We start from the raw sequence: 25,996 nt of genomic DNA, 5'->3' as shown, positions 1-25,996 counted from the left end.
TAAAATTTTCTCTCAAGGTACATCATAACCCATAATGTGGAATTTGCGAATAAACGAAGTTAACCATCTCTGTTTCTATCGTATTTCGCGCAAAAAAACACGCTTCTCTGCACGAGATACATCATGCAAAGCGCGTGGTTATCAGCAGAACTTTCACTCAACTTTTGTAACTGTCCACAATCTACCTATCTGTTAAATAGCATATTCATTATGCCGATCGCTTCAATCTGGATCTCTTTTTCTTCATTATCCGAGAAAAGGTAACTATATGTTGAAAAGATTCCCATATGCCGTATATGTCCACCTTTAACATGAAGATTTCTTCCCTCACCATCGATTTTCTGCACAAACGTCCTGTCTTCAATCACATTATACGAAGAATAGATGTTATGTTCACTTGCGAGCCATGCGACAAAATCTTCTTCGTTTGGATTGGTCATTACAAGAATAACAAACAGAACAACTAGCACAACAATGCCCGCTCTTAGTCCCGCGCCCCTCTTGCTACCATGCTGCGTGTTTTCACGCTCCATTCCGTTCACCCCATTTCTTGAACAGAAATCTCTACGTTCTTTGCCAAAACCCAACCACTCAATCCATACGAGGATGAGATCACCATATACTTGTATTTCTCTTCTATCAGCCGAGTTTGCAATTCGTCATAGGAATCATAACTGGCAGGCCACCCCTGACCCATCCCCGATTCTAACAACTCTCGATTATAAGGGATAAAATGCTCTATTTCCCACTCATCCAGATCCAAAATAATGCTGCCATTCAGCGGTGTATCAAACGCATGGGCCATTACACCAGAGAATAAGACATCCATATTTTTCGGCACATCATGACTTGAACGAGTACGCATCCTAATTCTTTTGTTCTCTAAATCAACTTCGTAACTTAATATGATGTTGTCATGCAAACTTGGCATAGTCCCCCTCCTTCCATACCTTATAAATCCGAATTAAGCACCATAACATTGTTTATAGTGTGAGACCCATTCCACGTTGGAAAAATCAACAAAGTCATACGGCTCGCACTGTCTAAGGTAAAGCAACTCCTTGTGCGCCTGTTCCCCGTCCATATTTTCCAGGTAAAACAATGTCTCCTCATACCCTGCACCACATAATAACTGCACATCAATATAACTGCCCGTATCCTGATTCTTTCGTTTGGCTTGCCAGATCAGCGTGGTGTCCTCCACATTTCCAATACAGAATAACATGATGCACAATAGTCTTAGAACCTCGTTATCCTCTGACTTTCGGTTCTCAATCTCTTGCTGAAGCAGCTGTCGGATGGCCTCCCGGTGTACCTCATCAGGTTCCACCCCGTACAACTGCAACAATTCTTCCTCGTTCATACGTGTACTCCCTACCTACTTGAGAATGTTATTTAACTCTTCCGCTTTTTTCCTGCTATCTATTCTAGCATAAAAATAAAAAGCGATGACGTGCAGCACGATAGATAATAACCACATGCCGGGGAACCAGGGAGCGATGAATTGGAACATGTCTACCGAGAATAACCATACCATCGCCATACTTCCTGCAATATTGAATGTGGAAGAAATGACGATATTCCATACCGGTTTTAACGTAAAATAGTTCCACAGCATGTTATACATCATTCCAAACAACACAGCAACAATGAAAGCAATACCCACTATGTTCCATAAATAGGACATCTGAATGGGCAGATCACCAAAGAATATTGTTGCCAAGAGCGTGATCCATAGCGTCATTATAGTGAATACTTGAAAAAAAGAATGTCTAAGTTGAATCATCATGATAATTTCCCCCTAAAGTTTTTAATATAAAATCGACTGACAAAGTAACTGGAGCTATCGCTCAGGTCTACTTTAATCCGGGCATGCTCTGTTGCAGAGAATGCGATGATATACCGTGTGTTGATGATCGTTTGATTATTGATTTTTACAAAATGAACGTCATCCAGATCCTCTTCTACAAATTTCAGACGTTTATGAAGCAAGTACCTCTCACCTGAGATAACCCGAACACAACACATCCGGTCCTCTGATTCAAAGGCAACCACCGAGCTCAATTGGATCTGAATATTACGATTATTCTTGGCATGGATGACCGTTAGTTGGGTTTCCGATTCGCAGATCGCCTTCTGAATACGATCCCACTTCGACCTCTCCTCAGGATGAGTAACGACTTTGACCACCCTTTTTTCAATTGCTGTGTTCTCTTCAAAAATGACTTTCACGTGTTGCCCTCCTCTCACAACTCATATTACAAGCATAGTTATGACTATCCCACTGTATTGCGTTTTGTTGCATGATTTTGCAGGTTTGTTGCATCGGCACTACGTAGACAATAAAAAAACCACTCCATAGGAGCAGTTCTTCTATGTACTCATCCAGGGTATTAAAGGCATGAGCTATTCTTTTTTATCAAGGTGCTGCCTTAACCTACTCGACCTCCAGATACATCTCCTGATTTTGCAGAATCATCTTGTTCATGTGTGTTATAGCTGCTTCTGCCACGATCTGATATGCAGCATATAATGCCTCTGTTCTCTGGAGCAGGATTGGGTCCTTCTCCAGATCCGTTGGCAGCACCTCACGCCACTCATCATCCACCTTATTTTTGTCCGTAATGAGAATTTCTATCTGGTCCAGTACAGTTACCATCTCATCTAAATGAAAAAAGTGCATCCCTTTTTTGATCCCATTCCAACTCTTGATCTCGATGATGTTATACGCCGAAAACCAATAAAATTCTGCCAGACTTTTCGTGTGATTGTGATAGGAATAGAACAGAAATAAGGCTTGTTGCCCTTCGTGTAACTGTCGGTATATCTCTGTTTTGGCGGCCATATCTCTGCCCCGTACCGAAACAAGCATCGGTTGAATACACAACCAGCTAAGTTGCTTTGAATGTACATCTTCTGCTTGCACTCTAGCCTTCATAACATTCTCCTCTCTGTTCAACGTTTAAGGATTCTCTGGTGCTTCCACTGCCGGGTCATTCTCTCCGCCCATTCTGCGTCTGGATGTTTCCATCCTGCCTGTCGCTGGCACATGTTCAGACGCTTTAGCTAATCCGAACTTTGGCATATTGGCATATATGGTCTCGAAGGAACCTGACTGAGCTTTGTATGTCTCATGGTAGATCCCCACAGTTCCATCGGAACCAATGGAGCGGTTGAATCTTTTCCAAGCCTCCAAGTGCAGTCCACCTCGTGCGTATTTCTCCAATTCATCGTAAGAGCGCCAGTATTGTAGTAACGTCACCCCGCGCCAGCTTATAAAATACTCTGTACTCAGAAATCCGGTCTCCGGATTCGTATACAGTTCTTTAATCATCGGGCCCATGGACTTAAAGACAGGCAGCCATTTGTGTATAGCCCACAAACGATTGACCCTCATTCCGATGATAAACACAACAAATTCTCCCTCAATTTGAGCTGAATATCTTCCCTTATATATGTTTGCCACATCACCCCTCCTTCTCGACAAAAACAATCGATTTCATCGGATCTGGACAACCCTTCCTATCCGCTCATAGGCATCCAGAGGAAAATCAAAACTCCACCGTTTGTGATATTCCTCCAGTCCCATTTCCTTCAATTTGCTTAGCTCTCTGTAGAACAGCTTAGTCAACTTGACCAAGGTTAACTCCTCGGACATAAGTAAACGGCCCTCTGTAACGGCTTCCGTGCTAAAGTTATCACTCATCTCATACACCATAAATTGAACGATTACCTGTGAACGTTTCTTGATCCAGAATCGATATTCCCCAGGTTCGGTCTGCATGGTCATGGTTACCTCTGCGGCTCCCTTGTGCAATGCAACGAATTGACGTGCCATCTCATCAACTGCATCCGACAAAAAAGAAACCGGAATCTCTATCTGTTCTCCTTGATTAGATTTAACCAGGATATCCAGCCATCCGTGCGGTTCAAGCGTCATAACGATGTCCATAGTCATCCTCCTTTATGTGATTCTATGATGCAAGATTAACTGGAAACCCACTTTCGGATATAACCGTAGTGCCGAAATATTTCCTTCAATTACAGCTAAAATAATCTCATTAATCTCCGAATGCAGCTTGTGAACGAATTTGTTCAGTGCCTTCATCGTTGCGTAAATCTTCATAAACATTCCATTTTGTATACAATTGTTTTAGCGCTAACGCCGTTTTATGTATGAACTCTTCCATAGCTTCCATGGATAAAATATTTAAATCACCCAAAGGTTCGTTGTCAGGGTTAACTAACAACTCAAGTTTCTCTCCTCTATACTGGTACACCTCAGATTCCAGCAATCCACCTAAATCAAATGCTCTCCCCACATTCAGCTCATTTAACCAATCGTTGGCCCTGTTCCAATTCCGTAAAATCATAAATTCTAGCTTTGTGACATCCTGTGTATATACGCTTCTTCCGTTAGGATGGACTTCATATGCAGGATAGATATCGAATGTCCACACACGATCCGTATAGATATGGGCGATGTAACCGCACAGATATTGCAGGAATTTGGGATCACTATAGGCTAACTTCTTTTGGGTTTCAAAAAATTCTTTAAGTTCTTCGTCTGTTGCGAATCTTCCTGCCTCTGGCATGAGATGGGTTTTTGCCTTCTCGGTACGAAGATTAGTTCTTACGTGAATGGAATCTGGAGCGAGACTTCCCAATAACAATTCAGGGGATGGCTTGGATATCAATTCGGATGCAATTGCAAAATGAACCATCGGCCAAGGCAATATAAAAACTCCCTCTTTATTAAAATTGATGTTCTATGAACTACAAAGCTAAGTGCTCACTCTCTTGTACATGTATCAATTCAATATCCTCACAATAAAATCCTAATATTCCGTCCTCATAGTCTTCAACGTAATATTTCATCGGATGATATCCGTGGTCTTTCAGATCTTTAATATTAAACCCACTTATCTGAACTAGAACACCATGAGGCTTATAATGAAAATTTTCAATATTAGTGAATCTAAAAAGTAATTCATATGTAAGATTGGAGAATTTCATTAAAAATGTAATATCTGCTATCGAAATATTTTCATAATATTTGTCTTGTTTTATATACAGATTCAACCCGGCAACCCACTCCAAATTTTGAACAGAAAATGCTGGAATAAAAGGTTGAATTAATTCCATGTTTTTCATCATGATCTAACCTCTATTCATTTTGAGTTATTCTATTGACGCTGTCACTCACGTAGCAATTTAGACTCTCCTTGCTTCAAGTCTACAAATATAGGCTTCTGCACACTGTTAATTGTCGAAAAATCAATCTCATCCAGACTTTTAAAAACAAGCTGTAATGACTCCTTTTGTTCATCTTCAAATACAAGAGTAACCTGATCATCACAGAGTTTTCCTTCCAACTCCGCAATAACGTCAAATAAAAACATTACAAATACTACTTCATTTCCATCCGGATACGTATAGTGCATCCTCTCGCCCGTGTATATGGAGGCCAATTTATAAGAACTCACCTCAAGCCCTGTTTCCTCTTTCACTTCTCTAATCATGGTTTCTTCAATACGTTCACCTGGCTCCATACCTCCACCGGGTAACCCCCAATCTCCATAATCTGATCTCTTTTGTAGCAGAACCCTCCCCATATGATCTCGAATAATAGCTCCACCCGTAACTACAATACGACTAGTCATTACTCTTTCTCCTCTCTGTTGGGTTGCTTCTCAACAGCTTACGTTTTCTATTGATTCATATCCCAAAATGCACAATGCATTTCCCATTTACCTCAGCGTACTTTGCCATGTTCGCAAGCTTATGTAATTCGTTGATTAATTCAACTTTGTTGTATACTAGTTTCTCGTAGTCGCCCTTCCGTTCTCCTCCATCAACACAGTAATTCCCTGTCAGCACAATCGGATCCACCGCATGGCTGAATAGATCAATCCAAGCCCGAATCAGTTGATGAAATTTCAACAAAACATTCTGCTCTTCAATAACGGTTATTCCATAGTTGTTCAGTCCACTACATCTCATACAGGTAGATGGATTCCATGTATCCAACCAGCAAAGGGAATCATAGATGTAAGCAATGAATTCGTCTTCCAAGGTCGCATGATTCTCTGTGGTTAACCCACTTCCATGTATTCTCCCTTTTGAATCCCATGAGTAGGAAGTATGAATATTCCCGTTTACTCGCTCTTTGTTTTCGATAACAAAATGATGCTTTGGCATTCCTGCGTACTTCCCCCTTACACGTCACTCCCATAGACCCTCTTAATTCATCATAACCCATGTATTGGTAAATGGAAATTGAAAAAGATCCTATCTACCTCCCAAATCAGGAGAAGTAAAATAGGACCGTGATAAAAACTTCCTTACATTCATAAAATCCTTCGTCTACTCAGAAACGCTGTTCCTTCTTCTCGGTACATCTCTATAGATTCATTGGTCACATGATCATGTCTCAGTGTTCCCATATAATCTGTTCCAGGGTTCTTTGGTCTATAATCTGAATCAATCGTGAAGATATTGAAGTGCACCTCATCTTCATCCTCTGACACATCTGTTTTATCAAAAAGTGAAATCATCTCATCTTTACCAAGATACCTAAATGGATAATCCTGACGCTCTATAATATAAAATGGATATGTGAGGTTTTCTATTTGAATGAATTGCTGGTATCCCTTAAGCTCATCAGGTATGAGATCCATGTACTGTCTAGCTACATCTTCTGCCTGAAATACTCCTGAGACCCACTTCAAACTCCCTTTGGTTGCTACGATAATAATCAAACTAATCACCTTCTAATTTAAATATTATTTCTCTCTTCCACGCACAAAAGTCTGGGACAAAATCCGGTGGGTGCCAGCGATGTTGTCAATCTCAATGTTATATTCAGACTCAGTATGTTCAATCTGATGCTGCTCATAATATTTTTTCCAGAATGAAACTGCTGCCGCATTATTAGCGAGCTGTTCTACGTTGAATGTACCCTCAAATTGAGCAAAAACCAAGTCAACCGCTTGTGCTGCTAGCCCCTGTCCGCGATACTTTTTAACCAGGAACAGCTCTTGCACGGTATAATCCACACCTTCCGGCACATATGGAGGTGAGCACACCAGTACGAATCCAATAACCTTTCCTTCATACTGAATCAAAAACGGATGTAATTCATCGCGTTCCAGATATAGATAGGTGTTCGTTGGATCATATTTCCCCTCTTCAAGTAGATCCTCACCAGAAAATTCAGACAGATCATATAAATACAAGTTGTACAGGTTGAGAAACAATTCCTTTTGTTCTGCCAAAATACTCGTAATTTGCACATTCATCTTCATTGCACATCTCCCTTAGTTAATGAGTTGGTTAGTGGTCCATACATGACATTACCGATGTCCACAACGAGTTTGCTGTGCCCTGTTCTCAATATATCCTTTCAACCACAGCAGATATAGGCAAAGTTTGGTTTAAACCATGGAGTAACCTTAACTTTCGTAGTGGAAGTGTACATTTGTGCAAAAAAAAAGACTCCCTACAGAGTCCGATTATTGGTCTTGTCTTTATTTTTCACCAAGTATCCACTGGCAAGCGCTGCGGGAGCGATAAAAGGTAAGAATGTCAACCAATCCATGAAAAGAAGTATAGGAACGAAAATAAATATTACACTGATATACATCATGACTGGAGATTTTTTCTTCAATCCCTGAACGCCGAAGGCAACGCCTGCCAATGAGATCACAAGGACAAAAGCAATGTGAAGCACGTTCATCACCATCACCTCCATTTTGGATATAACCGACACTTAATGGATTAGATAATTAACCACAGGATATGAGATCACATTGCGATCTCTGTACGTTGAAGTCACCGCTTCATGATGGGTGCTAAGAATTCCGTTTTGCAACATCACCGGCCGGAATCCTCGCTCCATTGCTCCGTTGTAGGTGAATAGAACACATTCCTCTGCAGCAAAACCGGCGATAATCACCAATTCAATTCCGTGACTCTTCAACACCTGCTCCAGATCAGTTTGCCAGAAAGCATTGGAAGCTTCTTTGGTAACTGTGATATCCTTCTCATTCACATCTACCTCGGGAATAATACGATATTCTTCCGGTGGTGTCTCCTCCATGCCCTCCACATCCTGCACGTGAACGACCACATGATCATTCGAGCGCAGCACGTTAGCTACATGGTTAATGTACTCGCAAGCATGGCCTATCGAGCTCTGATCCATCTTTTTTCGCACAATACTCTCTTGCATATCAATGATTATGAATCCTACTTTCATCCAATCTCTCCTCATACAAAATGTAGTTTTAATCTTGGTATCACAAAATTCAATTTAGTCTTTAAACAATTCATTCAGCATCCGGTCACGGTTCTCCAGAAAGCTGCGGGTAATCTGATAGTGATCGGTCTCCTCATAGGTTACCTCTTGAATATGGCTATCGTCAAAACTTAAAATCTCTGCCCCCGGATATCCCAGCAAAATCGGTGAATGCGTCGCAATAATGAATTGTGAAGTGCCTGACAGATCATGAAGGATACGCAATAAGGAGAGCTGCCTAGCTGGAGATAAAGCGGCTTCGGGCTCGTCAAGCAGATAGATGCCTCTAGAACTGAAGCGATTGACGAACAGACTGAGAAAAGACTCCCCATGTGATTGTTCATGCAATGAACGTCCGCCATAATATGGAAGCGACGCCGGCATCTCATCGACATGCGATGCGAATTGATAGAAGGATTCAGAGCGCATGAAGAAACCATTTGTTATTTTGGGCAACCATGCCAGCCTGAGATAATTCCCGAGCGAGGATTCCGAAGCATGTGTCTCATAGGTATTATTCCTGCCGCCCCCTGCGGTATTGAATCCACATTGATGAGCAATGCCTTCCAGCAGCGTAGATTTCCCTGAACCATTTTCACCTACAAAAAAAGTAACGTTATTCGTGAGCTCCAACCGTTCCAAGGACCGGATCGAGGGGATGTCAAAAGGATATTGGTCCCGATTCTCGATCTTGGACGACAAGAGTTCCACACTTCGAAGATACATAGGCATACTCCTATTCATGTTAGATTTGGCTCCATCTATGACAGGTACCTTTTCGTTTACACATTCCCTATATTAAACGACGAACAGGTGGATGACAAAATTATGGTTGACGGTGGCAGATCAGCTTATATATTATGTAGGAAGAACGTTCTGATAAAAACATAAAATGAATTGGCGTGTTACCACCCCAGAGGGCATGAGCCAAGAAGCGAACATGAGACTATACTCGCTTCTTGGCTCTTTTTGCGTTCCGGAGGCATGAAAGCGTTAACTTTAGAAACGAGGAGGCGGTGAACCGTGAGTAAAGGAATGATTCTGCAGGTGGAGCGGGTCGTCGGCAGCAATATTGTTCTGGCCCGGTCGCACCAGAATACCAAGGAGTACGTACTGATTGGCAAAGGGTTGGGATTTGCGTTCAAGGTAGAAAGCACCGTTCAGTCCGATGATCCGCGGATTGAGAAAAGGTTCCGGCTGGAAGACCGGGAGGAATGGGGGCAGGCTCAGGAGCTGATGAAAGACTTGGATCCCAATGTCATCGACATCTCTGACCGAATTATCCGTCTCATCGCGGATCAGTTTCCCGGCAAGTTGAATGACAAGATATATCTTGCTCTTCCGAGTCATATTCAGTTCACCTTATATCGTATCCGCAACGGGATGGAGATTCTGAATCCTTTCCTTGCGGAGACAAAGCTCAGTTTTCCAAAAGAATTCGAAATCGCCTCGGAAGCGGCGGCCATGATCGGAGAGGCTTTTGGCGTAGAGATACCGGAGGATGAGGCGGGGTTCCTGACATACCATGTGTACTCCTCTGTAAATCACGTCCCTGTCGGACAGTTGGTTAAGGTATCCAATGTGATCAGCAAGCTTCAGTCGATTATTGAAGAGGAGGGTGGCATTCGCTTTGATCAGGGCAGCCTTAGCCAGGCAAGACTCATGATACACCTGCGCTTCTCCATGGAACGCCTGTATCAGCAGCCGATGACGGCCCCCACCTTCGCACAATATGTGAAAAATGAATATACGTCCGAATACCAGCTAGCCAGAAAACTGAGCGCTGTAATGGCCGAGGATTTGGGTACAGAAGTGCCCGAGGAAGAAACGGCTTTTCTCGCCATGCATTTATACCGGCTTTTTCAAACCCATGCCAAAACCAACAACAGAAAGGACAACACACAATGATCTGGAAATGGAAAAACAACAAATCTGCCAAAACATCTGAAACAATATCTGTCGCCTCCCCGCTCACCGGAACCTGCGTCAGTTTGGAAGAAGTACCTGACGAAGCGTTCGCGCAAGGACTTATGGGACCGGGAGTTGCAATGATTCCCCAGGAGGGCAGGCTGGTCGCCCCTATCGACGGCACTGTGGTACACCTGATCAAATCGCACCATGCCGTAATAATTGAACATGCTTCCGGGCTGCAGCTGCTGCTTCATATCGGTATGAATACTGTCAGCCTGAAAGGACAGGGCTTCACACCCCAAGTGCAGACCGGGGATCAGGTCACTATCGGTCAGACTCTGATTGAATTTGACCTGAATGCGATCACTTCGGCCGGTTATCCGGTCATCACCCCTGTCATCGTTGCAAATGCGGCAGAACAGCCGTGGGAGTCGCACCCGGAGTATGGCAGCGTAGAAGCAGGCATGGGAACTATCATGAAAGTCAGCTTGTCCAAATAACCTAATTCAAAAAAAGAAAGGAAGAACAATATGCTGAAATCACTGCAAAAGCTGGGAAAATCCCTGATGCTTCCTGTAGCAACCCTGCCTGCGGCAGGTATTCTTCAAGGCCTCGGTCTTCTTAATTATGAAAAGGATATTCCGCTCGGTCCCGTGATCGGGGGATTCCTTAATCAGTATGTAGTTCCATTCCTGAATGAGGGAGCGGGGGCGATCTTCGGCAATCTTGCGCTCATCTTCGCCATTGGGGTGGCAATCGGACTGGCGGGGGATGCGGTCGCCGCGCTTTCCGCCCTGATCGCTTATATGGTGCTGACGCGGATTCTGGGAGCCGTTCCAGGTGTATTCGGCTATATTCCTGACGATGTCAAGTTGGATATGGGCGTATTGGGCGGGATATTTGCCGGACTGCTTGCAGCCTATATGTATAAAAAATACCATAATATCAAGCTTCCTGACTGGCTCGGCTTCTTCTCCGGCAAACGCTTTGTGCCGATGGTCACCGCCGGCTCCATGCTGGTGTTGGCCATCCTGTTCGGCATGGTCTGGAGCCCGATTCAGGATGCCATCGGCGCTTTCGGTGCCTGGATTGTAGGTTTTGGAGGCGTTGGCTCCATGGTGTTTATGATCGCCAACCGCCTACTCATCCCGCTCGGTCTGCATCATGTCCTCAACTCCATCGCCTGGTTCCAGATTGGAGATTATACCAATGTAGCCGGGGAAGTCGTGCACGGCGACCTGACCCGCTTCTTCAACGGAGACCCTACGGCAGGCATGTTCATGTCTGGCTTCTTCCCGATTATGATGTTCGCTCTTCCGGCGGCGGCGCTAGCCTTGATTCATACAGCCCGGCCTGAAAAGCGCAAAATGGTCGCTTCGATCTTTATCGGCGCAGCGGTGGCTTCGTTCTTAACGGGTATTACCGAGCCGCTCGAGTTCTCCTTCATGTTCGCGGCGCCTCTGCTGTATGTGGTGCACGCTATTCTTACCGGTGCGGCGGCCCTAATCATGTACCTGCTGAATGTTAAGCTGGGCTTCGCCTTCTCTGCAGGTCTGATCGATTACCTCGTGAACATGAAGCTGTCGACCAATCCGCTGCTCATGATCCCGGTCGGACTCGCATTTGCGGTCGTCTATTATTTCCTGTTCCGGTTCATGATTGTCAAGTTCAACCTGAAAACGCCGGGGCGCGAGGATGACGCTTATGATGCCGATCCCCCCACTGATACTTCCGCCGTGGCAGCGTCTGCCGACACCAAGGCTGGCAAAGTGCTCGCCGAGATCGGGGGAACAGATAATATTGAGAGCATTGACGCCTGCATCACTCGCCTCCGGCTAGTTGTTAGGGACGACAAAGCCGTCAACGATCGGGCGCTCAAACAGCTTGGCGCTTCCGGCGTCATGAGGCTCGGTGGTGGAGCTGTGCAGGTCATCTTCGGCACCCAGTCCGAAATCCTGAAGGATGAGATTAAGAAGCTGATGTAACGCTCGTCCTCCTGTGAGTTTAAAAGGCCGAGAGCAAGGGTATTCTTACCCCTGTTCTCGACCTTTTTTGTTAACCAAGAAGCGCAGGATATTCTTTTGAAACGGTTTGGATTGAAAGTAAGAGAGCAAGTCATAGGCTTACTCTCTCTGTGTTAAAAGACAAATCTGCGCTGCGCCCAATAGCTGAACAGGAAGATGGATACCTCGGTCAACAGCTTGGCTGCGAGCAGCGGAATAATCAATTTTTCATTATAAAAATACAATAAACCATAGTTTAATAGCAGCACCAGTAGAACAAGTGAGAAGTATTTGGGCAAAGACTGCCGAACCTTCGAGTCCTGTCCAGCAGAGAATACGTACTTCCGATTAATCGTATAGTTGAAGATGGAGCTGCACAGTCTTGCTGCGACAACCGACAGAAACAGATTATGCGTGAAATACTGGATGACGAATAATAGTCCAAAATCAATCAGAGCGGACAGCACCGATGATGTGCTGAACATCAGGATTGGCATATAGATCCGGAACGAATCAACCAACGGGCGGAAATGGGAGGACTCATTGTGATCCAGATACACCGTATCAATAAACTCCTCCGTAATCTCATACCCTTCCTTGTGTGCCGTTAACAGCATGTTCATCTCGTATTCAAACCGATCCCCCGGAATCTGGTTCAGCCAGCCTAGCATGGAGTATGGAAAACCTCGAAGACCCGTCTGCGTGTCATATACTTGGGTACCTGTCGTGAGCGAAAAAACTGCCCGGGTGACTGTGTTGCCAAAACGGCTGCGTGCTGGGATTTTCCCGCTGAAGCGACGGCTGCCAAGTACAATTCCTGGTGTCGTTTGTGCGAGCAGCACTTCGAAGATACGCTTAATATCATGTGGCAGATGCTGCCCGTCACTATCTGCGCACACTACACCGCCCTGAGGTCCGTACTCCTTAATATATTGAAAACCCGTCTTCAACGCACTACCCTTACCCAGATTGACGGGATGTGTCAGGACCTTACAGCCATAGGCTTCTGCCGTTTCAAAAATCCCACGGTACCCTGGGCCACTGCCATCATCCACAATCACAATGGGTCCAAGTTTAAATGTTTGCAGTTGCAGAACGAGATTCAGTAAACGTACATCGGGTTCGTATGATGGAATTAATATCGTCATGATCCTTGTCCCTCCGTCAGATATAAAATGTCACTTACACCCCGTTCCTGGTTACGCTCCAGCGGGTTATTGACAACTCTGCCCATAAAATACATCGTGGATGAACCGCCTCCGTCCAAGTTGTAGGCTTCGGTTGCTCCAAGACCTTTCATGACATCGGCCAGTTCTGCTAAGGTCATGCCACGGCTGTCATCCTGCCGTCCGTCCACCACCACGAAGACGTAATGATTCGGAGCAATCATGCCGATCGCTGTTCTTGGATTTGCATCCTGAATGGAGCGATTACCGAAGTTGTTATCGATTTTCACACTGCTAAAATCACTGATAATCTCGCCATCCTGAATCAGAATGGGCCCAAAGGATAACGTATTGGTTGCACCTTCGGCCAGAAGTTCCGAGGAAGAAATCTCATTCTCGTTATATGTTTGCATCGTACCGTCGTTGAACAGGGCAAGCGCATCCCGCGTTGGGCTGTCCCGGTACAACGTTCCATTTCGGATAATGACACCATCATCACGGAATCCGTAGTAGTCACCATTAATGGCAAAGATCGCATTGTTGGCAGCAGCAATCTCTGACGTATTTTCGGTAATATTCGTTCCAAAACTATTGTCTGCCAGCGCAGTTCGCAGGCTGCTTGCATCCGTTAGCTGAACATCAGCGACATAATACGTAATCTGATCCGAGCCAGAACCGGTCTGTACCTTTTCAATACTGACATTCATATCATCACTCGAATAATTCCAATCATCTGACGTTGCATTCACCTCAGTTGCGGTTGTCGAAGTGCTACTGGAATCATTGGCATTGTTCGTTGTTGCCGTTGCCGTGTTCTCATCTGCCACAACCACCTGCACATGCCGGATCAAGTAACGGTCAGCCAGGCTGTACAGGATTCCACCTACCGCAAGCACGATGACAAGTGTAATAATGAGCCATCTGCGCTTTCTTGGAGAGATTGGTCGTTTATGTGGTTCTTTCCGGGTTGGTTTCTCATAGATCTTCATCATGTGAAGCTCACCTCTTCATCTAAGTTCTTAAGGCCATATTAGGCTGAGTAGCTTAAATGAATCTGAAACCATATTAATTGGACTAAAGATTATTTACACTAGCCACTCCGATGACAGAACAACCTTCCAATCGCTGTTACTGTGTAAATGAATAGTTCAATCAAAAAAGGTGATCCGTTTTCCAATTAAGGAAATCAGATCACCTTGATTTTTTAATCTATAGAACCCTAAAGGTCACTGTTATCGTGTACATATCTCGTTCAACATTCATATCACATATCTTCATCAGCTCTTCCTGTTATGCATCTGCAAAAAGAGCATCGTATGCGGGACAAGGCCGCTTCTCCAGGAATTCTGTTAACGCCGGTGGCTGCTGAGCGTATATATCCTTCAAAGACGTTCCAGTATAGATGTTGCCAATCACAACAGGATGGCATAACTCACAGATGAGAATATCCCCGTTGCCGTGCAGGTGCAGCTGTTTCGTGCCATCCACACAATTAGAGAAATACACCCCAGGTTGTTCACGCAGATTCAACTGCCCAGCAAACCGATCCATACAGGTAAAATAGAGCGTTGTATCCGGCTTTTTATGTTCTATCAGCTCCGTAACAGATCGAACAAGGGACTCTTTGGAGACAACCTGACTCCAATCGGTATGTGGCATCTTAATGCTGTTCTGGATCTCATGAATGCGCACACCCAGGTCATACACCTTATCGCTAATGGCTTGCATGTTCGCTTGGTTACCTTCAAACAGTAACGTTTCCAGTACCGTCTCCAGACCGGCTTCCGTACACAAACGGATATTCTGCTCCAGTCTCTCATACATGCGAGGATGCACGCGGTAGTACGCAGCATACGACTCCGCATCCGTATAATTGAACGAGATATGAATGTTGGACAAGCCTGCATCACGCAACGCAAGAATCCGTTCTTCTGTCAGCAGACTTGCATTACTGTTCAATTGTGTATCGATGCCATGTGCCGCACAGTACGTCACAATCTCCAGGCAATCCTGATATTTCAGAGTAACTTCTCCCCCTGACAATCGCACTCTCTTGAGACGAGGAAGCTCACGAATAATACGGATGACTTCCTGACTATTGATGCACGCTCCATCATCCCGATTGTAGGCGCAGCAATAGTCGCATTTATAATTGCAGTTCGATGTCACTCCCACCTCAAGCCCTTCCAGCTCATATACGCCGGGGGTTTCCAGTTCGAGTGATTTATATTTGTTTTTGGCTATCAATTCGTTGTACCTCCTGGTTCCTTCATTCAATCCACATTTGGATAACTTGAAGATTATAGCGGAAAGCACCAGGTTCACGATATGACATTATGTACGTTGGTTGTTAAAAACAACATAAACCCATTTTCCCAACTATCAGGAGTGATGTGGATAATCCCATAATCCTCTATTGTATGTCATCCATGTTGAACTCAGGATTATAGGCAAACTCATGGCTCGCCAGCATGATGAATGACACACGCCCCTTCTGATCAAATGCCATGGACAATACTTTCATGTTCTCATATCCTCCTTCCAATATTGCATGGTCAAAGGACGGTATAACATGGTAATTGCCTTGTTTATTTTCCTCCATAACATATGTAATACTTTTTACTTTTCCTTTTTTAGTATCTATAAAAGCTTTCTTGCCATATTGTTGGAAGACCTCCTGGACTGTACTTCCATAACCTATCCCGCATGGCGTTTTATACGTTTTGAACTTTGCCGGGTCATCAATCATGATGCCATCCACAATGCCATCTTTGTAATGAATTCTCATATCTTTGTACTGGTAGACATTCGTATGCTTATAATAATCTACATGTGTTCCAAGTTGCTGCTCAATCTCTTCACGAGTACTTCCTAATTTAATCGTAATATCTTGGATTTAATCTGAAATTGGAACTCATCTTCAGTAAATATCTTAGTCGAATGAGATGCAGGAGGTTCTTTTGAAACGGCATTACGATTATATGTCACTTCTGAGCTACTTAAAAAGGTCATGAATAACATAAGATACAGAATTCCTTTGTTCAACCACGATCGCCCTTTCAATAACACGTTCTTTATTTAACACGAGTATAGAAGTCTTCTTTTACGATAGCATACATCTTCAGATCTTGAAGCTCGTTTTTCACCTTCATGTATTTCCTCAGCACACCTTCGAATTGCATGCCTGCCTTCTCCATGACCTTGGCGGAACCTGTGTTTTTCACCAAACATCTGGCCTGGATTCGCTCGAGCCCCACTTCGTCAAATCCAAATTGGATGATTCGTTTCACTACCTCGGTCATGTAGCCTTGATTCCAAAATTGATCAGATAACACATATCCCAGTTCAACTCTCCTGTTATCGCTGTCACACCCTAAATAGTTACAACTACCAATCAGCCTCTTGGTGTCTTTATCTTCAATCCCCCATGGGCCAATTAAATCCGTCTCATAGCGACTCATGACAAAATTCAAAAAAACTTTGGTGTCTTCTTTGCTCTGATGCGCATCCCAGGTGGTGAACTCCGATACAGCAGGTACAACGCAGTAACTGTACATATCCTCCAGATCATCATAGGTAAGAGGTCGGAGTAACGTCCGTTCGGTTTCCAACACGGGAAATGGTTCGAAGAAACTTTCAATCGTTTTCATAGATTTATCCTCCCTCAGATTGTTAGGAAAAAGAAACACACAGCAGCTCGCTTCATATTGCCTGACTCATCTGTTCTAAAATCAAGGCCACAATCTGAGTGACTTCCACTGCCCATCTTGCATCACATATTGGACTCGTACATGCTTGCGCTCTGGATCTCCCTGCCAAAACTCCACCTCTTGTGCATTCACGGCATATAAACGCCAATTAGGTGTAACGACACCGGGGTCACGAATTATCTTTTCCTTCTGAGCTTCAATGGAACTATCCAACACTTCCTCGCTATCCAAAACCTCACTCTGATGTCCTGTCATAGCAACTGCTCTTGCTCCAGCTGAACGTTTGCGGAAATCATCAGCACCCGCTTCATCTCCCCGATCCTCGGCAATTCCCCTTATCCGAATCTGTCTTCCAAGGGAAGGCCAGTAGAATGTCAGGGCCACATGAGAGTTCTCCTTCAACTGCTGGCCTTTTCGACTCTCCGAACTGGAGGCAAAATAAAACGTTTCGTCGATTACGTTTTTCAAAATCAACACCCGCGCATCGGGATAACCGTCTTGATCCACGGTTGAAATCGTCATGGCATGAGGTTCTTTCACTTCATTCTCAACCGCCAATCTCAACCACTCCAAAAATAGCTTCCCCGGCCGCTCCGGCAACTGCCCCATATCCCACGTTGGAAAAGGGCCGGATAAAGACTTCAACCTTTGTAGCGGTTCAATGGGTTGATCGCTCATGTCATCGCCTCCGTCTTCTATTTAACATGGAAAAACAACTAATCTATATAAATTGAACTAAAGAATATTTACACTGCTAACTTTCCAACCATGCCTTCCCTTTTCAACGGTATGTACACTGGTGTTGTCCATGGGATAAAAGCTGGACTTATTGCTCCATTCCCTCTTCTCAAGCAGATAATACAGGATGTTAATCACTCCGCCGTGAGTAATTAATAGAACATTGGACTCTACTGTTTTCTCCTCCATAACTCTGAATAGACTCTCGAATGCTGTGCTTATCCGGTTATAAAAATCCCTCGGGCTTTCTCCTCCCGGAAACAGGGAGTCCATCTCAAGAGTGTTGAAATAAACCCCTGGGTAATGCTCTTCAGCATCCTTATGTAGCATGCCTGCCAAATCTCCGTTATTCATCTCCCGCCATTCTTTCATTAAGCTAGCCTGCATGTTTAAGTGTTTCTCAATTTCCCGTGTCGTCTGCACTGCACGAGGAAGATCACTGCTAATAATCGTATGTATGTTGTACTCCTCAGCATGATGATGCAAATGCTCTCCCAGTTTCCTGGATTGATTGATTCCCTGTTCCGTAAGTCCACGACCGCTCCATCCGCCTCGATACCCTTCCTCATCCATCCCATGCCTTACCAGGTAAATTTTCAAGATCTCTCCTCCTTTTCACTTCTATAATGAACAATATCCTTTACACTGTATGACAGCCCCGCATATATAATAAACCCGACCTCAGATAGCTTCTATCCAAGATCGGGTATTTCCTACTTACCATTTATCTCACAAATGTGTTATGAACTCGCTCGGATTTGATAAAATAAGGAATCCAGATGGCACAAGTAAGTACCGACTTGCCAATATCTCTCAAAGAGTTTCCATCCTCAAGTTCTCTCGCCATCGGAATCTGGAGCAACAATAGATAATCAATGATGCTAACGGCTAGACTGACACTATAAAACATGATCATAAGACGAGGAAAGATCGATTTTTTACTATACAAAGCAATGATAGTATATATGCTAAACACTAAAAACAGTGCGTTATATACCGTTTCAAAAATAACGACCGGTCCCCATAGCGGGTGATAATATTCAGATTGCTTCGAAGTTAGCAACTCCCAAGTCTCTGTTGCAAGCATGGGCAAACAATACAGAACCAATTGGAGAGCCAGGAAAATCAACGTAAGAAATAATCCAATCTGGACGAGAATCAGCCAACCACCTAAGCCCGATACGCCTAGTGGACGGTAGTCTGTCTTTTGCTCTTGAATATGTGGTTCCACCTCTTAACACTTCCTTAACTAGTTTTGTTTTTCTGAGATGAGTCTTCATCTTAATATTGCACATTGAACCTACGGGTGATTCTCACCCCTTCATTCACGTACGTTGTATGTATTTTCAAACTCTCCTTATAGCGATCTCTTCGCCCTCCTATTATATGGAATTTTATACAACTTCCTTATTGTACTACATATGTCAAGGACGAAGCAGCCATTTTAAAACATCGTACTCATACACTGTAAAAACCAAATAAGGCTTTCGCTATACTTCCGCCATGTTCAGCAAAGTACACGTACGTCATAATCCCTCTTATACTGATGCAGATGGTGACACTGTAATCGACTACGAAGGAGGATATGGATATGCCCAATCCCAAAGTAAAACTTTTGCCTTTCGCCGACATTTCAAATTATGTCGAGGGCTTCGATATCGTTTCCACCCAGTGGGGCGGTGATGGCCTTGTCTATGTGCTGCTGATGAATCAGATTCCCGAAAGAAAACGAGATATGTTCGTTCAGAGTAAATTGAATCAAAGCTATACGTACAAAGTGCTCATTGTGACAGATCAAAATATCGAGGAAGTTGTCATCTGGGGGCAGACGTTCAATTATCATTACGTACAACCATTGCATGATCACCTGCTGCTCGTCGGAGCACGCTGTACGAATTACGGAAACCGATTTTGAACTCGGTTGTATCACAGGGGGCACCAGCGAAGCCAACGTTAAATTCATGAACCCGAACATCTCCGATTCCTCCGGCTTCAGTACGGATGGTTATCATTTCTTGTTCGATGCCGGGTACGGTAAACATGGTACGTTTGTACTTAAGAAAATGGAGAAGTCCGGAAGATTGAGCAAAGGACAGAAGATTGATTTGCTAAATGAAGATGATCAGCCCTTCAAGCAGGCACGACAGGATTTTCGCCAACATCGTCTGCTACTCAGTGAAGGTAACTTGTTGTATCGGGTAACGATGGGGGAGATTACTTCAGCTACTGGTTTGGATTAGTGGAACAGCGTGAAGAGGGTTATTTCTTAAAAGACAATCCCTCTTCTTCCAATGCGTTTCGAAGTTTAGGCATGGCAGATGGTCCGATTCCATGCAGTTTCAAGATCTCTTTCTCGGTGTACTCCGCAAGTTGAAGTAGTGTTGTAATGCCTTCATTCTCCAAGGCACGTCTGGCGGGAGCTGACAACAAGGCTAGAAATCCTTCTGTCGGTTTACGTTCAGCTTCGCACATTGGACAGGTTGGGCAATCACTTTTTTTATAATACAAATGTCCTTGTTCGCATGTTCTGAGTGTTCCTTTATCGTTTGCCATGTGGGCATCACTCCTCCTGAATCAAAGATTACATTCCATACTCGGCAAAAACGGCTGCATATTTCTTTTCTAATATCGTCCAGCGCTTTTCAGCTCCGTATTTGGCGTGCAGTTGCTGTAAATAATGCTTGGCTTCTTCCGTATTGCCGGCTTTTAGCAGGAAGCGGAAGGTTACTTCGCTTAAATATAGCGCTGTCTTGTCCATATAATAATGGACTATATCTTTGGCCCCTGTTAGCGAGTGTAAGAATGACATACCCTCTTCCAAATGTGACACCAGTTCTTTCGATAAAGCGTCTGGATCGATATCAGGCGTTAAGGTATAGTGGGCCGGAGCGGAAGGGGCTATTTCTCTGATTCGGCAGGTAAAATGAGATGTGAACTCCAATATGTCTCCATTCAATCCAACGGAATGCAACTCCGCAAGTTCGGTGGAATGAACACCACAATTAACATAAAACTGGACTTGTCTACTGGTGTTATACTTTGCTCTTTGAATGTTGAACTTATATGCGAGGTTTCCATCCGCTTTGTAGAAATTCAGATTTTTCTTCGAATAGCCGTGTTTGGCAAATACGGGTTTGACGTCTGTTTTGATGATCTTCTTAAAAAGTTCCTGCATTGATATCACTCCCAAGGCAAAGTTTATTTAATTCGTTGTTACCCTTTTTTGTTCAGAATCATGCTTGTTCAATTTTATAAAAATACTATTTAGCTTCTTCTCGCAGCATATGAGCCAGTTTGTACATCTCCGCAATGTCATGTCTGTTCTGTTTCTGGAATCTTTGGATCGCTTCATCAATCTCTACCACTTCCACTGCAACCACCTGCTCACCATCCTCCGGATTCAGCGGATCACCGACAAGTTCAACATCTCCATAACCGATAATTCGTACGAAATGGGGATGCGGAATATGCGGTCGATACGGTTCCAACGCACTGGATGTACAGTAGAATTGACCGAAAATCTGATAGGACCGCATTTCTGCCCCAAGTTCCTCCATCAGTTCGCGCTTCAGTCCATCCATGTAATGCTCACCTGCTTCAAGCGTCCCTCCTGGCAGCTCCCAGTCTCCACTATCCAGTTGGAAGACAACACATTGATCCCCGACAAACGGAATGATGCTAATATTACTCACCAGCTTTTCATCCACGATGTCGTTCAATCTGAACTCTGCCTCAATAATTCCCCAATGAATTGACGTACTCAGCGCCGGAAATAATTCCGCACTCAAGCTGCTCATCCGCACCCGATCCTCTCTATCTAATTCCACTATTCTTCCAATTATAGTCGAAAACACAGAAAGAAGGCCACCTTCCCACCTGGGAATACGTGACCCTCTTCTTACGCTCTCTGCCCTTAAGCCTTGAATCAGTGTTCTCTCCAGACTCTCAGACTATACTCCTTCTAATGCTGCACTAGTTTCCCATTTTCCAAAAAAAGAAACCGGCTACAGAGCGGCAAGATCCGCTCATCATGTGTAACCATCACTGCACTCTTGCCCTGCTCCTTCACGAGCCGTGCAATCATGCCGACAATATCCAGCCCACGTTCCGCATCCAGACTGGCTGTTGGTTCATCCGCAAGCAGGACAGCGGGATCATTCATCAAGGCCCGTGCAATGGCGACACGCTGACGTTCCCCACCAGACAGCTTCTCCGCATACGCCTTCCGCCGATGGGTCAAGCCTACCGTATCCAGTAGCTCATCAATACGCTTCTCCGCCTTGTTTTTATCCGTTCCGGCGAGTTTCGCGACCACCATCAGTTGTTCTTCTACTTTCAGATAAGGAATGAGGTTGGCACTTTGAAATATAAAACCAAGCTGCTGAAGCCGCATATCGGATATATCCTGTTTGCTTTTGCCCATAATAGAAGCACCGTCCAGTAGAACCTGCCCTTCGGTCGGTTCAAGAAGTGCACCAGCAATGGACAAGAATGTACTTTTGCCCGAGCCGGAAGGCCCCATCACAGCCACTAGTTCCCCTTCTGCTACTTCAAGGTCCAGTTTGTCCAGAATCACGCGTTTGCTGCCGCCATCTTCAAAGGTCTGTGTAATTCCCTGCAATACCAATCGGTTTCTCATGCTGCAGTCCTCCCAATCGCATCAAGTGCATCAATTTTGGTAACCTTCCACACCGAGAATAATGAACCAGCCACAGACATGAGTATGAATAACACACAGGTCAGCGCGAGGGTGGATAAACCTAATTGAAACGGCATCGATGCTGGCAAGATGGACTCGAACAGTCGAACCAACAGCACGCTAATCACCAAACTACCAACCGACAGAACCAATACTTGTAACGAAACACTACCTGCCAGATAACCATTCCGGGTTCCGATGGCTTTTAATATGCCGAACTGACTTGTTTTCTGAATCGTGATGACGTAGAAGAATACTGCAAGCACAAACGCTGAGATGACATATAGAAATGCGATCATCATGAGTAACGATCCCTGCTCTTCCTTATATCCAGGAATGGCCGATACGGCCTCCGATTTCGTAATAACTTCCGTATTAGGCAATGCAGTACTCAGGCGGTCTAGCTGATCGCCCCCATCCTTGATCGCAATGGCATTGTACACCGGAGCATTAGCATTGGTGTCTGCTGAACCTTGCGAAGTTCGTGAACTTCCCTGGAGTGCGAGCCATTCCTGTTCATTCAGGAATACCACCGGGGAGTGACTGAAGGACTCATTTTGTACAAATCCACCAACGGTCCACTCCGCTCCTGTAGCTTGATCGACGAGAACAGTGCCAATCGTGACGCCAGATTCAGTCAACTTATGATCTACCACAACCTGCCCTTTTGTCTGATCCGTAATCGGAGATCCTTCGGTAACGGTTGGAGCAAGCCAACCTTCCGGATTAACCATGAACAGCGTGACATCAATCTTTTTTGTGTCGCCGGTTGGACTGACGGTTGTCATTTTCACACCGAGCGGCTCAGCGTTCTCTTGCCCCACTACGGAGCGAGCTTGCTCAAGTTGATCCTGATCCACTTGTGACCGGGTGAACCGATGATTGGAATCTTGTTCCAGCACAAAATGGGTTGCTGCCATATTTTTGACCGAAGCTGCGTTATCATACGCCAGCCCCTGTGCAAGACCTGTAACAAACAGTACCAGAAATGAAACCAGTACCATGATTGTAGCAATTAAGGCATACCGCCCTTTGGCATACCTCATTTCCCGAATAGCCAAGTACATGTTCTGTGACCTCCCTCTTGATAACCCAAGTATAGGAGGCGAAAATGAACGGCAAATGAATAACAGATTACATCTGCGGAAGTGTCACGATAAAGACCGTACCCTCAGGCGAACTGGAAACCTCGATTGTACCGTCATGAATTCGGATAATTTTCTGCACAATGGCAAGTCCAAGCCCGGTTCGTCCAGAAGAACGTTCCCGCGCACGATCCACCCGATAGAATCGATCGAACAGGAAAGGCAGATGCTCCGCAGCAATTCCGTCTCCTGTATCCCGAATCTGAATCACACACTGGTTATCTGTCTGCTCGGCATGAATCTCAATGCTTCTTCCCTGTGGTAGATGGTTCACCGCATTGCCCAGTAGATTCATCCAAACTTGCATGAGCAGCACTTCATTGCCCACTAGCTGGATGGATTCGGGTACCGAAATCCGAAGCAACAGTTCTTTTTCTTCCAATTGCCATTGCAGCACCTGAACGGCTTGCCGGAATTGATCTCGCAGAGAGAACTTTACTTTGGACAGATCTTCGTTGCCTTGTTCAAGGGAAGACAGGAGAAGCAGTTGTTTGCTGAGCAAAGAGAGATGACGACTCTCCTCCTCTATGATTGATGCATAGTGCTCCCGTTCCTGTTCAGGCAGATCCCGATCCGCCACCAATTGGGCAAAACCCTGAATCGAGGTCAGCGGTGATTGAATCTCATGCGATACGTTGGATACAAACTGCTGTCGCGCCTGATCTACCCTTTCCAATTCACGACTCATGGTCATGAAATGCTGGGCCAGCTGTCCAATCTCATCCCGCCGTGCGGTAGGCAATTTCAGATTATATTTTCCTTGCGCAATACGTTTGGTTGCCTCGGACAGACGTTCAATCGGATTGACCAGATAACGGGTACTGATCAGAAAGATCAGGATACTAATGCCTATCGTCAATGCTCCAATCAGCGCAAAAAAGATTCGCAGCTCACCGAATTGCAGAATTACATCCGGACGCATAAAGAGAGCGTAATTTGCATTGCCCAGCTGTAGATAAACACCCACGGTATTGCTTAATTGATTATCGAAGAACCCGGTAATGAACGGTTTGCTTGGAAACTGCGCGACGCCATGGTATACCTCACCATTCAACACCAGTTCTACAGCTTGCTTATCCAGATCTTTCTCACGGAATTCGCGGCCGTAAAATTGGTCGTTGCCTTTTCCATCCGTTACATAGATTTCGTACCCAAGTGCGGCGGCATTGTTCAGATACTGCTCCATCGTGTCCGGTTGCTGCTCCACAAATTGCTTCATTTGCATCGCAATGCCCACCAGCTTCTCATCATTGAAATCCTTGAGCTTTGTATGATAGTAGATGTTGGACAAAAGAAAACCGAGCATGCCGCTGACCATAATCACGGCAATCGTAATGAGGAATACCCGGACGTACAAGGTCCTCAAGGTGCTTTCACCTCCATCTTGTAACCAATACCCCGCACAGTCTGAATGACAAAATCTTCCGTATAATCGGCAAAACGATCACGTAGCCGCTTGATGTGCACATCAACGGTACGGTCATCTCCTTCGTAATCTGCTCCCCAGACGAGCCGAATGAGTTCATCCCGCGAGAACAAACGGCCCGGAAACTGGGCCAGCTGTGAAAGTAATTCAAATTCTTTCATTGGCAAAAAGAGAATGGATTGCCCATCGGTAACCTCCACATTGTTTCGGTCAATGACGATCCGGTTCATACGGATAATATCGCTGGATGTGCGATGGTACCGACGAAACAACGCTTTTACCCGATAGACCAATTCTTCAGGTTCAAACGGCTTGGTCACATATTCATCTGTTCCTCTCAAATAACCATCTCTCTTATCGGATAGCTGATCACGTGCCGTCAGTAGCATAATGGGAATATCGTAGTGCTGCCGAATGTAATCACATAACTCCAGTCCGTCCATGCCCGGCATCATGACATCAAGGATCGCCAGATCGATCGGCGTTTCTTGCATCAATTTGACCGCTTCCAGTCCATCCTGCGCTTCATGAACCCGATAGCCTTCCTTGCTCATGATATGCCGGAGGAGTGCTCGAATATTCGCATCATCGTCTGCCAGCAGCAGATGTTTCATATGGTTGTCCGCCCTTCTATGTAGCGAGTACATCTCACTTTGATCCTGCACAGATGGTAGCATAAAAGCAATCTCATTCGCCAGCACATGCAAGGAGATACCTTGGTATGTTTACATTTCCTTAAATCTGGTTGACACTACTATGAAGCGCAACTATAATAAAACCATAACATATGAACAAACGCTCATATATTCATTTGTTAGCAAATAACCATTGCTAAAGATTCATTTATAGCCCCACTAGAAATCATATTACATAACGGAGCTTCGCTCCAAAGGAGAGGA

37 protein-coding genes are annotated in these 25,996 nt (G+C 44.8%); 5 read left to right on the top strand and 32 right to left on the bottom strand.

Annotated features, from left to right (window positions below):
• Nucleotides 1-185 precede the first annotated feature (185 nt).
• The 17 genes from MKY66_RS08170 to MKY66_RS08090 all read right to left on the bottom strand — a co-directional run bounded on the left by MKY66_RS08170 (nt 186) and on the right by MKY66_RS08090 (nt 9,025).
• On the bottom strand, nt 186-533 hold the full coding sequence (locus MKY66_RS08170; RefSeq protein WP_076209312.1) for a hypothetical protein: 348 nt from the start codon (nt 531-533) through the stop codon (nt 186-188).
• A 5-nt stretch (nt 534-538) separates the two neighbouring features.
• Complete coding sequence (locus MKY66_RS08165; RefSeq protein WP_076209313.1) at nt 539-931, bottom strand: hypothetical protein; 393 nt, start codon at nt 929-931, stop codon at nt 539-541.
• A 33-nt stretch (nt 932-964) separates the two neighbouring features.
• Entirely contained in the window at nt 965-1,363 is a 399-nt protein-coding gene (locus MKY66_RS08160; protein ID WP_076209314.1) for a hypothetical protein, read from the bottom strand.
• Nucleotides 1,364-1,378: 15 nt separating this feature from the next.
• Complete coding sequence (locus MKY66_RS08155; RefSeq protein WP_076209315.1) at nt 1,379-1,789, bottom strand: hypothetical protein; 411 nt, start codon at nt 1,787-1,789, stop codon at nt 1,379-1,381.
• Nucleotides 1,786-2,232: a LytTR family DNA-binding domain-containing protein gene (locus MKY66_RS08150; RefSeq protein WP_076209316.1), complete on the bottom strand. Its 447-nt coding sequence runs from the start codon at nt 2,230-2,232 to the stop codon at nt 1,786-1,788. The genes MKY66_RS08155 and MKY66_RS08150 overlap by 4 nt, the downstream gene beginning before the upstream one ends.
• Before the next feature lie 205 nt (nt 2,233-2,437).
• Nucleotides 2,438-2,938 carry a hypothetical protein gene (locus MKY66_RS08145; RefSeq protein WP_076209317.1) on the bottom strand — a complete coding sequence of 167 codons (501 nt, stop codon included), beginning with the start codon at nt 2,936-2,938 and terminating at the stop codon, nt 2,438-2,440.
• 24 nt (nt 2,939-2,962) lie between these two features.
• A complete protein-coding gene (locus MKY66_RS08140; protein ID WP_076209318.1) occupies nt 2,963-3,466 on the bottom strand; it encodes a DUF4188 domain-containing protein in 504 nt (167 codons plus the stop codon).
• Nucleotides 3,467-3,499: 33 nt separating this feature from the next.
• Nucleotides 3,500-3,952 (bottom strand): hypothetical protein, encoded by a 453-nt coding sequence (locus MKY66_RS08135; RefSeq protein ID WP_076209319.1) that lies wholly within the window; start codon nt 3,950-3,952, stop codon nt 3,500-3,502.
• A gap of 109 nt (nt 3,953-4,061) precedes the next feature.
• Entirely contained in the window at nt 4,062-4,724 is a 663-nt protein-coding gene (locus MKY66_RS08130; RefSeq protein ID WP_339807117.1) for a hypothetical protein, read from the bottom strand.
• 52 nt (nt 4,725-4,776) lie between these two features.
• Nucleotides 4,777-5,157 carry a hypothetical protein gene (locus MKY66_RS08125; protein ID WP_076209321.1) on the bottom strand — a complete coding sequence of 127 codons (381 nt, stop codon included), beginning with the start codon at nt 5,155-5,157 and terminating at the stop codon, nt 4,777-4,779.
• 41 nt (nt 5,158-5,198) lie between these two features.
• Nucleotides 5,199-5,663: an NUDIX domain-containing protein gene (locus MKY66_RS08120; RefSeq protein WP_076209322.1), complete on the bottom strand. Its 465-nt coding sequence runs from the start codon at nt 5,661-5,663 to the stop codon at nt 5,199-5,201.
• A 55-nt stretch (nt 5,664-5,718) separates the two neighbouring features.
• Complete coding sequence (locus MKY66_RS08115) at nt 5,719-6,201, bottom strand: hypothetical protein (protein ID WP_076209323.1); 483 nt, start codon at nt 6,199-6,201, stop codon at nt 5,719-5,721.
• A gap of 149 nt (nt 6,202-6,350) precedes the next feature.
• Nucleotides 6,351-6,761 (bottom strand): hypothetical protein, encoded by a 411-nt coding sequence (locus tag MKY66_RS08110; RefSeq protein ID WP_076209324.1) that lies wholly within the window; start codon nt 6,759-6,761, stop codon nt 6,351-6,353.
• A gap of 24 nt (nt 6,762-6,785) precedes the next feature.
• Nucleotides 6,786-7,307: a GNAT family N-acetyltransferase gene (locus MKY66_RS08105; protein WP_256704126.1), complete on the bottom strand. Its 522-nt coding sequence runs from the start codon at nt 7,305-7,307 to the stop codon at nt 6,786-6,788.
• A 194-nt stretch (nt 7,308-7,501) separates the two neighbouring features.
• Nucleotides 7,502-7,738, bottom strand: a complete 237-nt coding sequence (locus MKY66_RS08100) for a hypothetical protein (protein ID WP_076209325.1) — start codon at nt 7,736-7,738, stop codon at nt 7,502-7,504.
• Between the two features lie 33 nt (nt 7,739-7,771).
• Nucleotides 7,772-8,260, bottom strand: a complete 489-nt coding sequence (locus tag MKY66_RS08095) for an isochorismatase family protein (RefSeq protein ID WP_076209326.1) — start codon at nt 8,258-8,260, stop codon at nt 7,772-7,774.
• A gap of 54 nt (nt 8,261-8,314) precedes the next feature.
• The gene (locus tag MKY66_RS08090; RefSeq protein WP_076209327.1) at nt 8,315-9,025 is read right to left on the bottom strand and encodes an AAA family ATPase; all 711 of its coding nucleotides are present in this window, start codon (nt 9,023-9,025) and stop codon (nt 8,315-8,317) included.
• A gap of 297 nt (nt 9,026-9,322) precedes the next feature.
• On the opposite strand from MKY66_RS08090, the gene MKY66_RS08085 reads away from it, so the two are divergent.
• The 3 genes from MKY66_RS08085 to MKY66_RS08075 are packed head-to-tail and all read left to right on the top strand — an operon-like array spanning nt 9,323 to nt 12,195.
• A complete protein-coding gene (locus tag MKY66_RS08085) occupies nt 9,323-10,207 on the top strand; it encodes a PRD domain-containing protein (RefSeq protein WP_256704127.1) in 885 nt (294 codons plus the stop codon).
• The gene (locus MKY66_RS08080) at nt 10,204-10,710 is read left to right on the top strand and encodes a PTS glucose transporter subunit IIA (protein WP_076209328.1); all 507 of its coding nucleotides are present in this window, start codon (nt 10,204-10,206) and stop codon (nt 10,708-10,710) included. The genes MKY66_RS08085 and MKY66_RS08080 overlap by 4 nt, the downstream gene beginning before the upstream one ends.
• A gap of 30 nt (nt 10,711-10,740) precedes the next feature.
• Nucleotides 10,741-12,195, top strand: coding sequence for a PTS transporter subunit EIIC (locus tag MKY66_RS08075; RefSeq protein ID WP_076209329.1), 1,455 nt, complete (start codon nt 10,741-10,743; stop codon nt 12,193-12,195).
• 152 nt (nt 12,196-12,347) lie between these two features.
• Here the strand turns inward: MKY66_RS08075 and MKY66_RS08070 are convergent, their stop codons facing one another.
• The 8 genes from MKY66_RS08070 to MKY66_RS08035 form a co-directional block, all read right to left on the bottom strand.
• On the bottom strand, nt 12,348-13,361 hold the full coding sequence (locus MKY66_RS08070) for a bifunctional glycosyltransferase family 2/GtrA family protein (RefSeq protein ID WP_076209330.1): 1,014 nt from the start codon (nt 13,359-13,361) through the stop codon (nt 12,348-12,350).
• A complete protein-coding gene (locus MKY66_RS08065; protein ID WP_076209331.1) occupies nt 13,358-14,371 on the bottom strand; it encodes a phosphodiester glycosidase family protein in 1,014 nt (337 codons plus the stop codon). Before MKY66_RS08065 ends, MKY66_RS08070 begins: the two co-directional genes overlap by 4 nt.
• A gap of 298 nt (nt 14,372-14,669) precedes the next feature.
• On the bottom strand, nt 14,670-15,626 hold the full coding sequence (locus MKY66_RS08060; RefSeq protein WP_076209332.1) for a radical SAM protein: 957 nt from the start codon (nt 15,624-15,626) through the stop codon (nt 14,670-14,672).
• Nucleotides 15,627-15,792: 166 nt separating this feature from the next.
• Nucleotides 15,793-16,167, bottom strand: coding sequence for a hypothetical protein (locus MKY66_RS08055; RefSeq protein WP_076209333.1), 375 nt, complete (start codon nt 16,165-16,167; stop codon nt 15,793-15,795).
• Nucleotides 16,168-16,453: 286 nt separating this feature from the next.
• Nucleotides 16,454-17,029 (bottom strand): GNAT family protein, encoded by a 576-nt coding sequence (locus tag MKY66_RS08050; RefSeq protein ID WP_076209334.1) that lies wholly within the window; start codon nt 17,027-17,029, stop codon nt 16,454-16,456.
• A gap of 81 nt (nt 17,030-17,110) precedes the next feature.
• Nucleotides 17,111-17,767, bottom strand: a complete 657-nt coding sequence (locus MKY66_RS08045; RefSeq protein ID WP_076209335.1) for a pyridoxal 5'-phosphate synthase — start codon at nt 17,765-17,767, stop codon at nt 17,111-17,113.
• A gap of 57 nt (nt 17,768-17,824) precedes the next feature.
• The gene (locus MKY66_RS08040; RefSeq protein ID WP_076209336.1) at nt 17,825-18,427 is read right to left on the bottom strand and encodes a histidine phosphatase family protein; all 603 of its coding nucleotides are present in this window, start codon (nt 18,425-18,427) and stop codon (nt 17,825-17,827) included.
• Between the two features lie 124 nt (nt 18,428-18,551).
• On the bottom strand, nt 18,552-19,058 hold the full coding sequence (locus MKY66_RS08035; RefSeq protein ID WP_076209337.1) for a DUF2569 domain-containing protein: 507 nt from the start codon (nt 19,056-19,058) through the stop codon (nt 18,552-18,554).
• Between the two features lie 360 nt (nt 19,059-19,418).
• Here MKY66_RS08035 and MKY66_RS08030 point away from each other — a divergent pair, with 360 nt between their 5' ends.
• The gene (locus MKY66_RS08030; protein WP_076209338.1) at nt 19,419-19,742 is read left to right on the top strand and encodes a hypothetical protein; all 324 of its coding nucleotides are present in this window, start codon (nt 19,419-19,421) and stop codon (nt 19,740-19,742) included.
• A gap of 46 nt (nt 19,743-19,788) precedes the next feature.
• Entirely contained in the window at nt 19,789-20,067 is a 279-nt protein-coding gene (locus MKY66_RS08025; protein ID WP_076209339.1) for a hypothetical protein, read from the top strand.
• 19 nt (nt 20,068-20,086) lie between these two features.
• On the opposite strand, the gene MKY66_RS08020 is transcribed toward MKY66_RS08025, so the two are convergent.
• The 7 genes from MKY66_RS08020 to MKY66_RS07990 all read right to left on the bottom strand — a co-directional run bounded on the left by MKY66_RS08020 (nt 20,087) and on the right by MKY66_RS07990 (nt 25,711).
• Nucleotides 20,087-20,380 (bottom strand): RNA polymerase alpha subunit C-terminal domain-containing protein, encoded by a 294-nt coding sequence (locus tag MKY66_RS08020; protein WP_076209340.1) that lies wholly within the window; start codon nt 20,378-20,380, stop codon nt 20,087-20,089.
• 28 nt (nt 20,381-20,408) lie between these two features.
• Entirely contained in the window at nt 20,409-21,002 is a 594-nt protein-coding gene (locus MKY66_RS08015; RefSeq protein WP_076209341.1) for a DUF4304 domain-containing protein, read from the bottom strand.
• Nucleotides 21,003-21,087: 85 nt separating this feature from the next.
• Nucleotides 21,088-21,624 carry an NUDIX domain-containing protein gene (locus MKY66_RS08010; protein WP_076209342.1) on the bottom strand — a complete coding sequence of 179 codons (537 nt, stop codon included), beginning with the start codon at nt 21,622-21,624 and terminating at the stop codon, nt 21,088-21,090.
• A 164-nt stretch (nt 21,625-21,788) separates the two neighbouring features.
• Nucleotides 21,789-22,466 carry an ABC transporter ATP-binding protein gene (locus MKY66_RS08005; RefSeq protein ID WP_076209343.1) on the bottom strand — a complete coding sequence of 226 codons (678 nt, stop codon included), beginning with the start codon at nt 22,464-22,466 and terminating at the stop codon, nt 21,789-21,791.
• Complete coding sequence (locus MKY66_RS08000) at nt 22,463-23,593, bottom strand: ABC transporter permease (RefSeq protein ID WP_076209344.1); 1,131 nt, start codon at nt 23,591-23,593, stop codon at nt 22,463-22,465. The genes MKY66_RS08005 and MKY66_RS08000 overlap by 4 nt, the downstream gene beginning before the upstream one ends.
• 67 nt (nt 23,594-23,660) lie before the next feature.
• A complete protein-coding gene (locus MKY66_RS07995) occupies nt 23,661-25,037 on the bottom strand; it encodes a HAMP domain-containing sensor histidine kinase (protein WP_076209345.1) in 1,377 nt (458 codons plus the stop codon).
• Nucleotides 25,034-25,711, bottom strand: coding sequence for a response regulator transcription factor (locus tag MKY66_RS07990; RefSeq protein WP_076209346.1), 678 nt, complete (start codon nt 25,709-25,711; stop codon nt 25,034-25,036). Before MKY66_RS07990 ends, MKY66_RS07995 begins: the two co-directional genes overlap by 4 nt.
• Nucleotides 25,712-25,996: the final 285 nt, after the last annotated feature.

It is taken from the genome of Paenibacillus sp. FSL R5-0766 (genome assembly GCF_037971845.1).
In the GTDB taxonomy this organism is placed as follows: domain Bacteria; phylum Bacillota; class Bacilli; order Paenibacillales; family Paenibacillaceae; genus Paenibacillus.
Note: the sequence above shows the minus strand (reverse complement) of the source record. Positions and strands in the feature narration are given on the sequence as shown.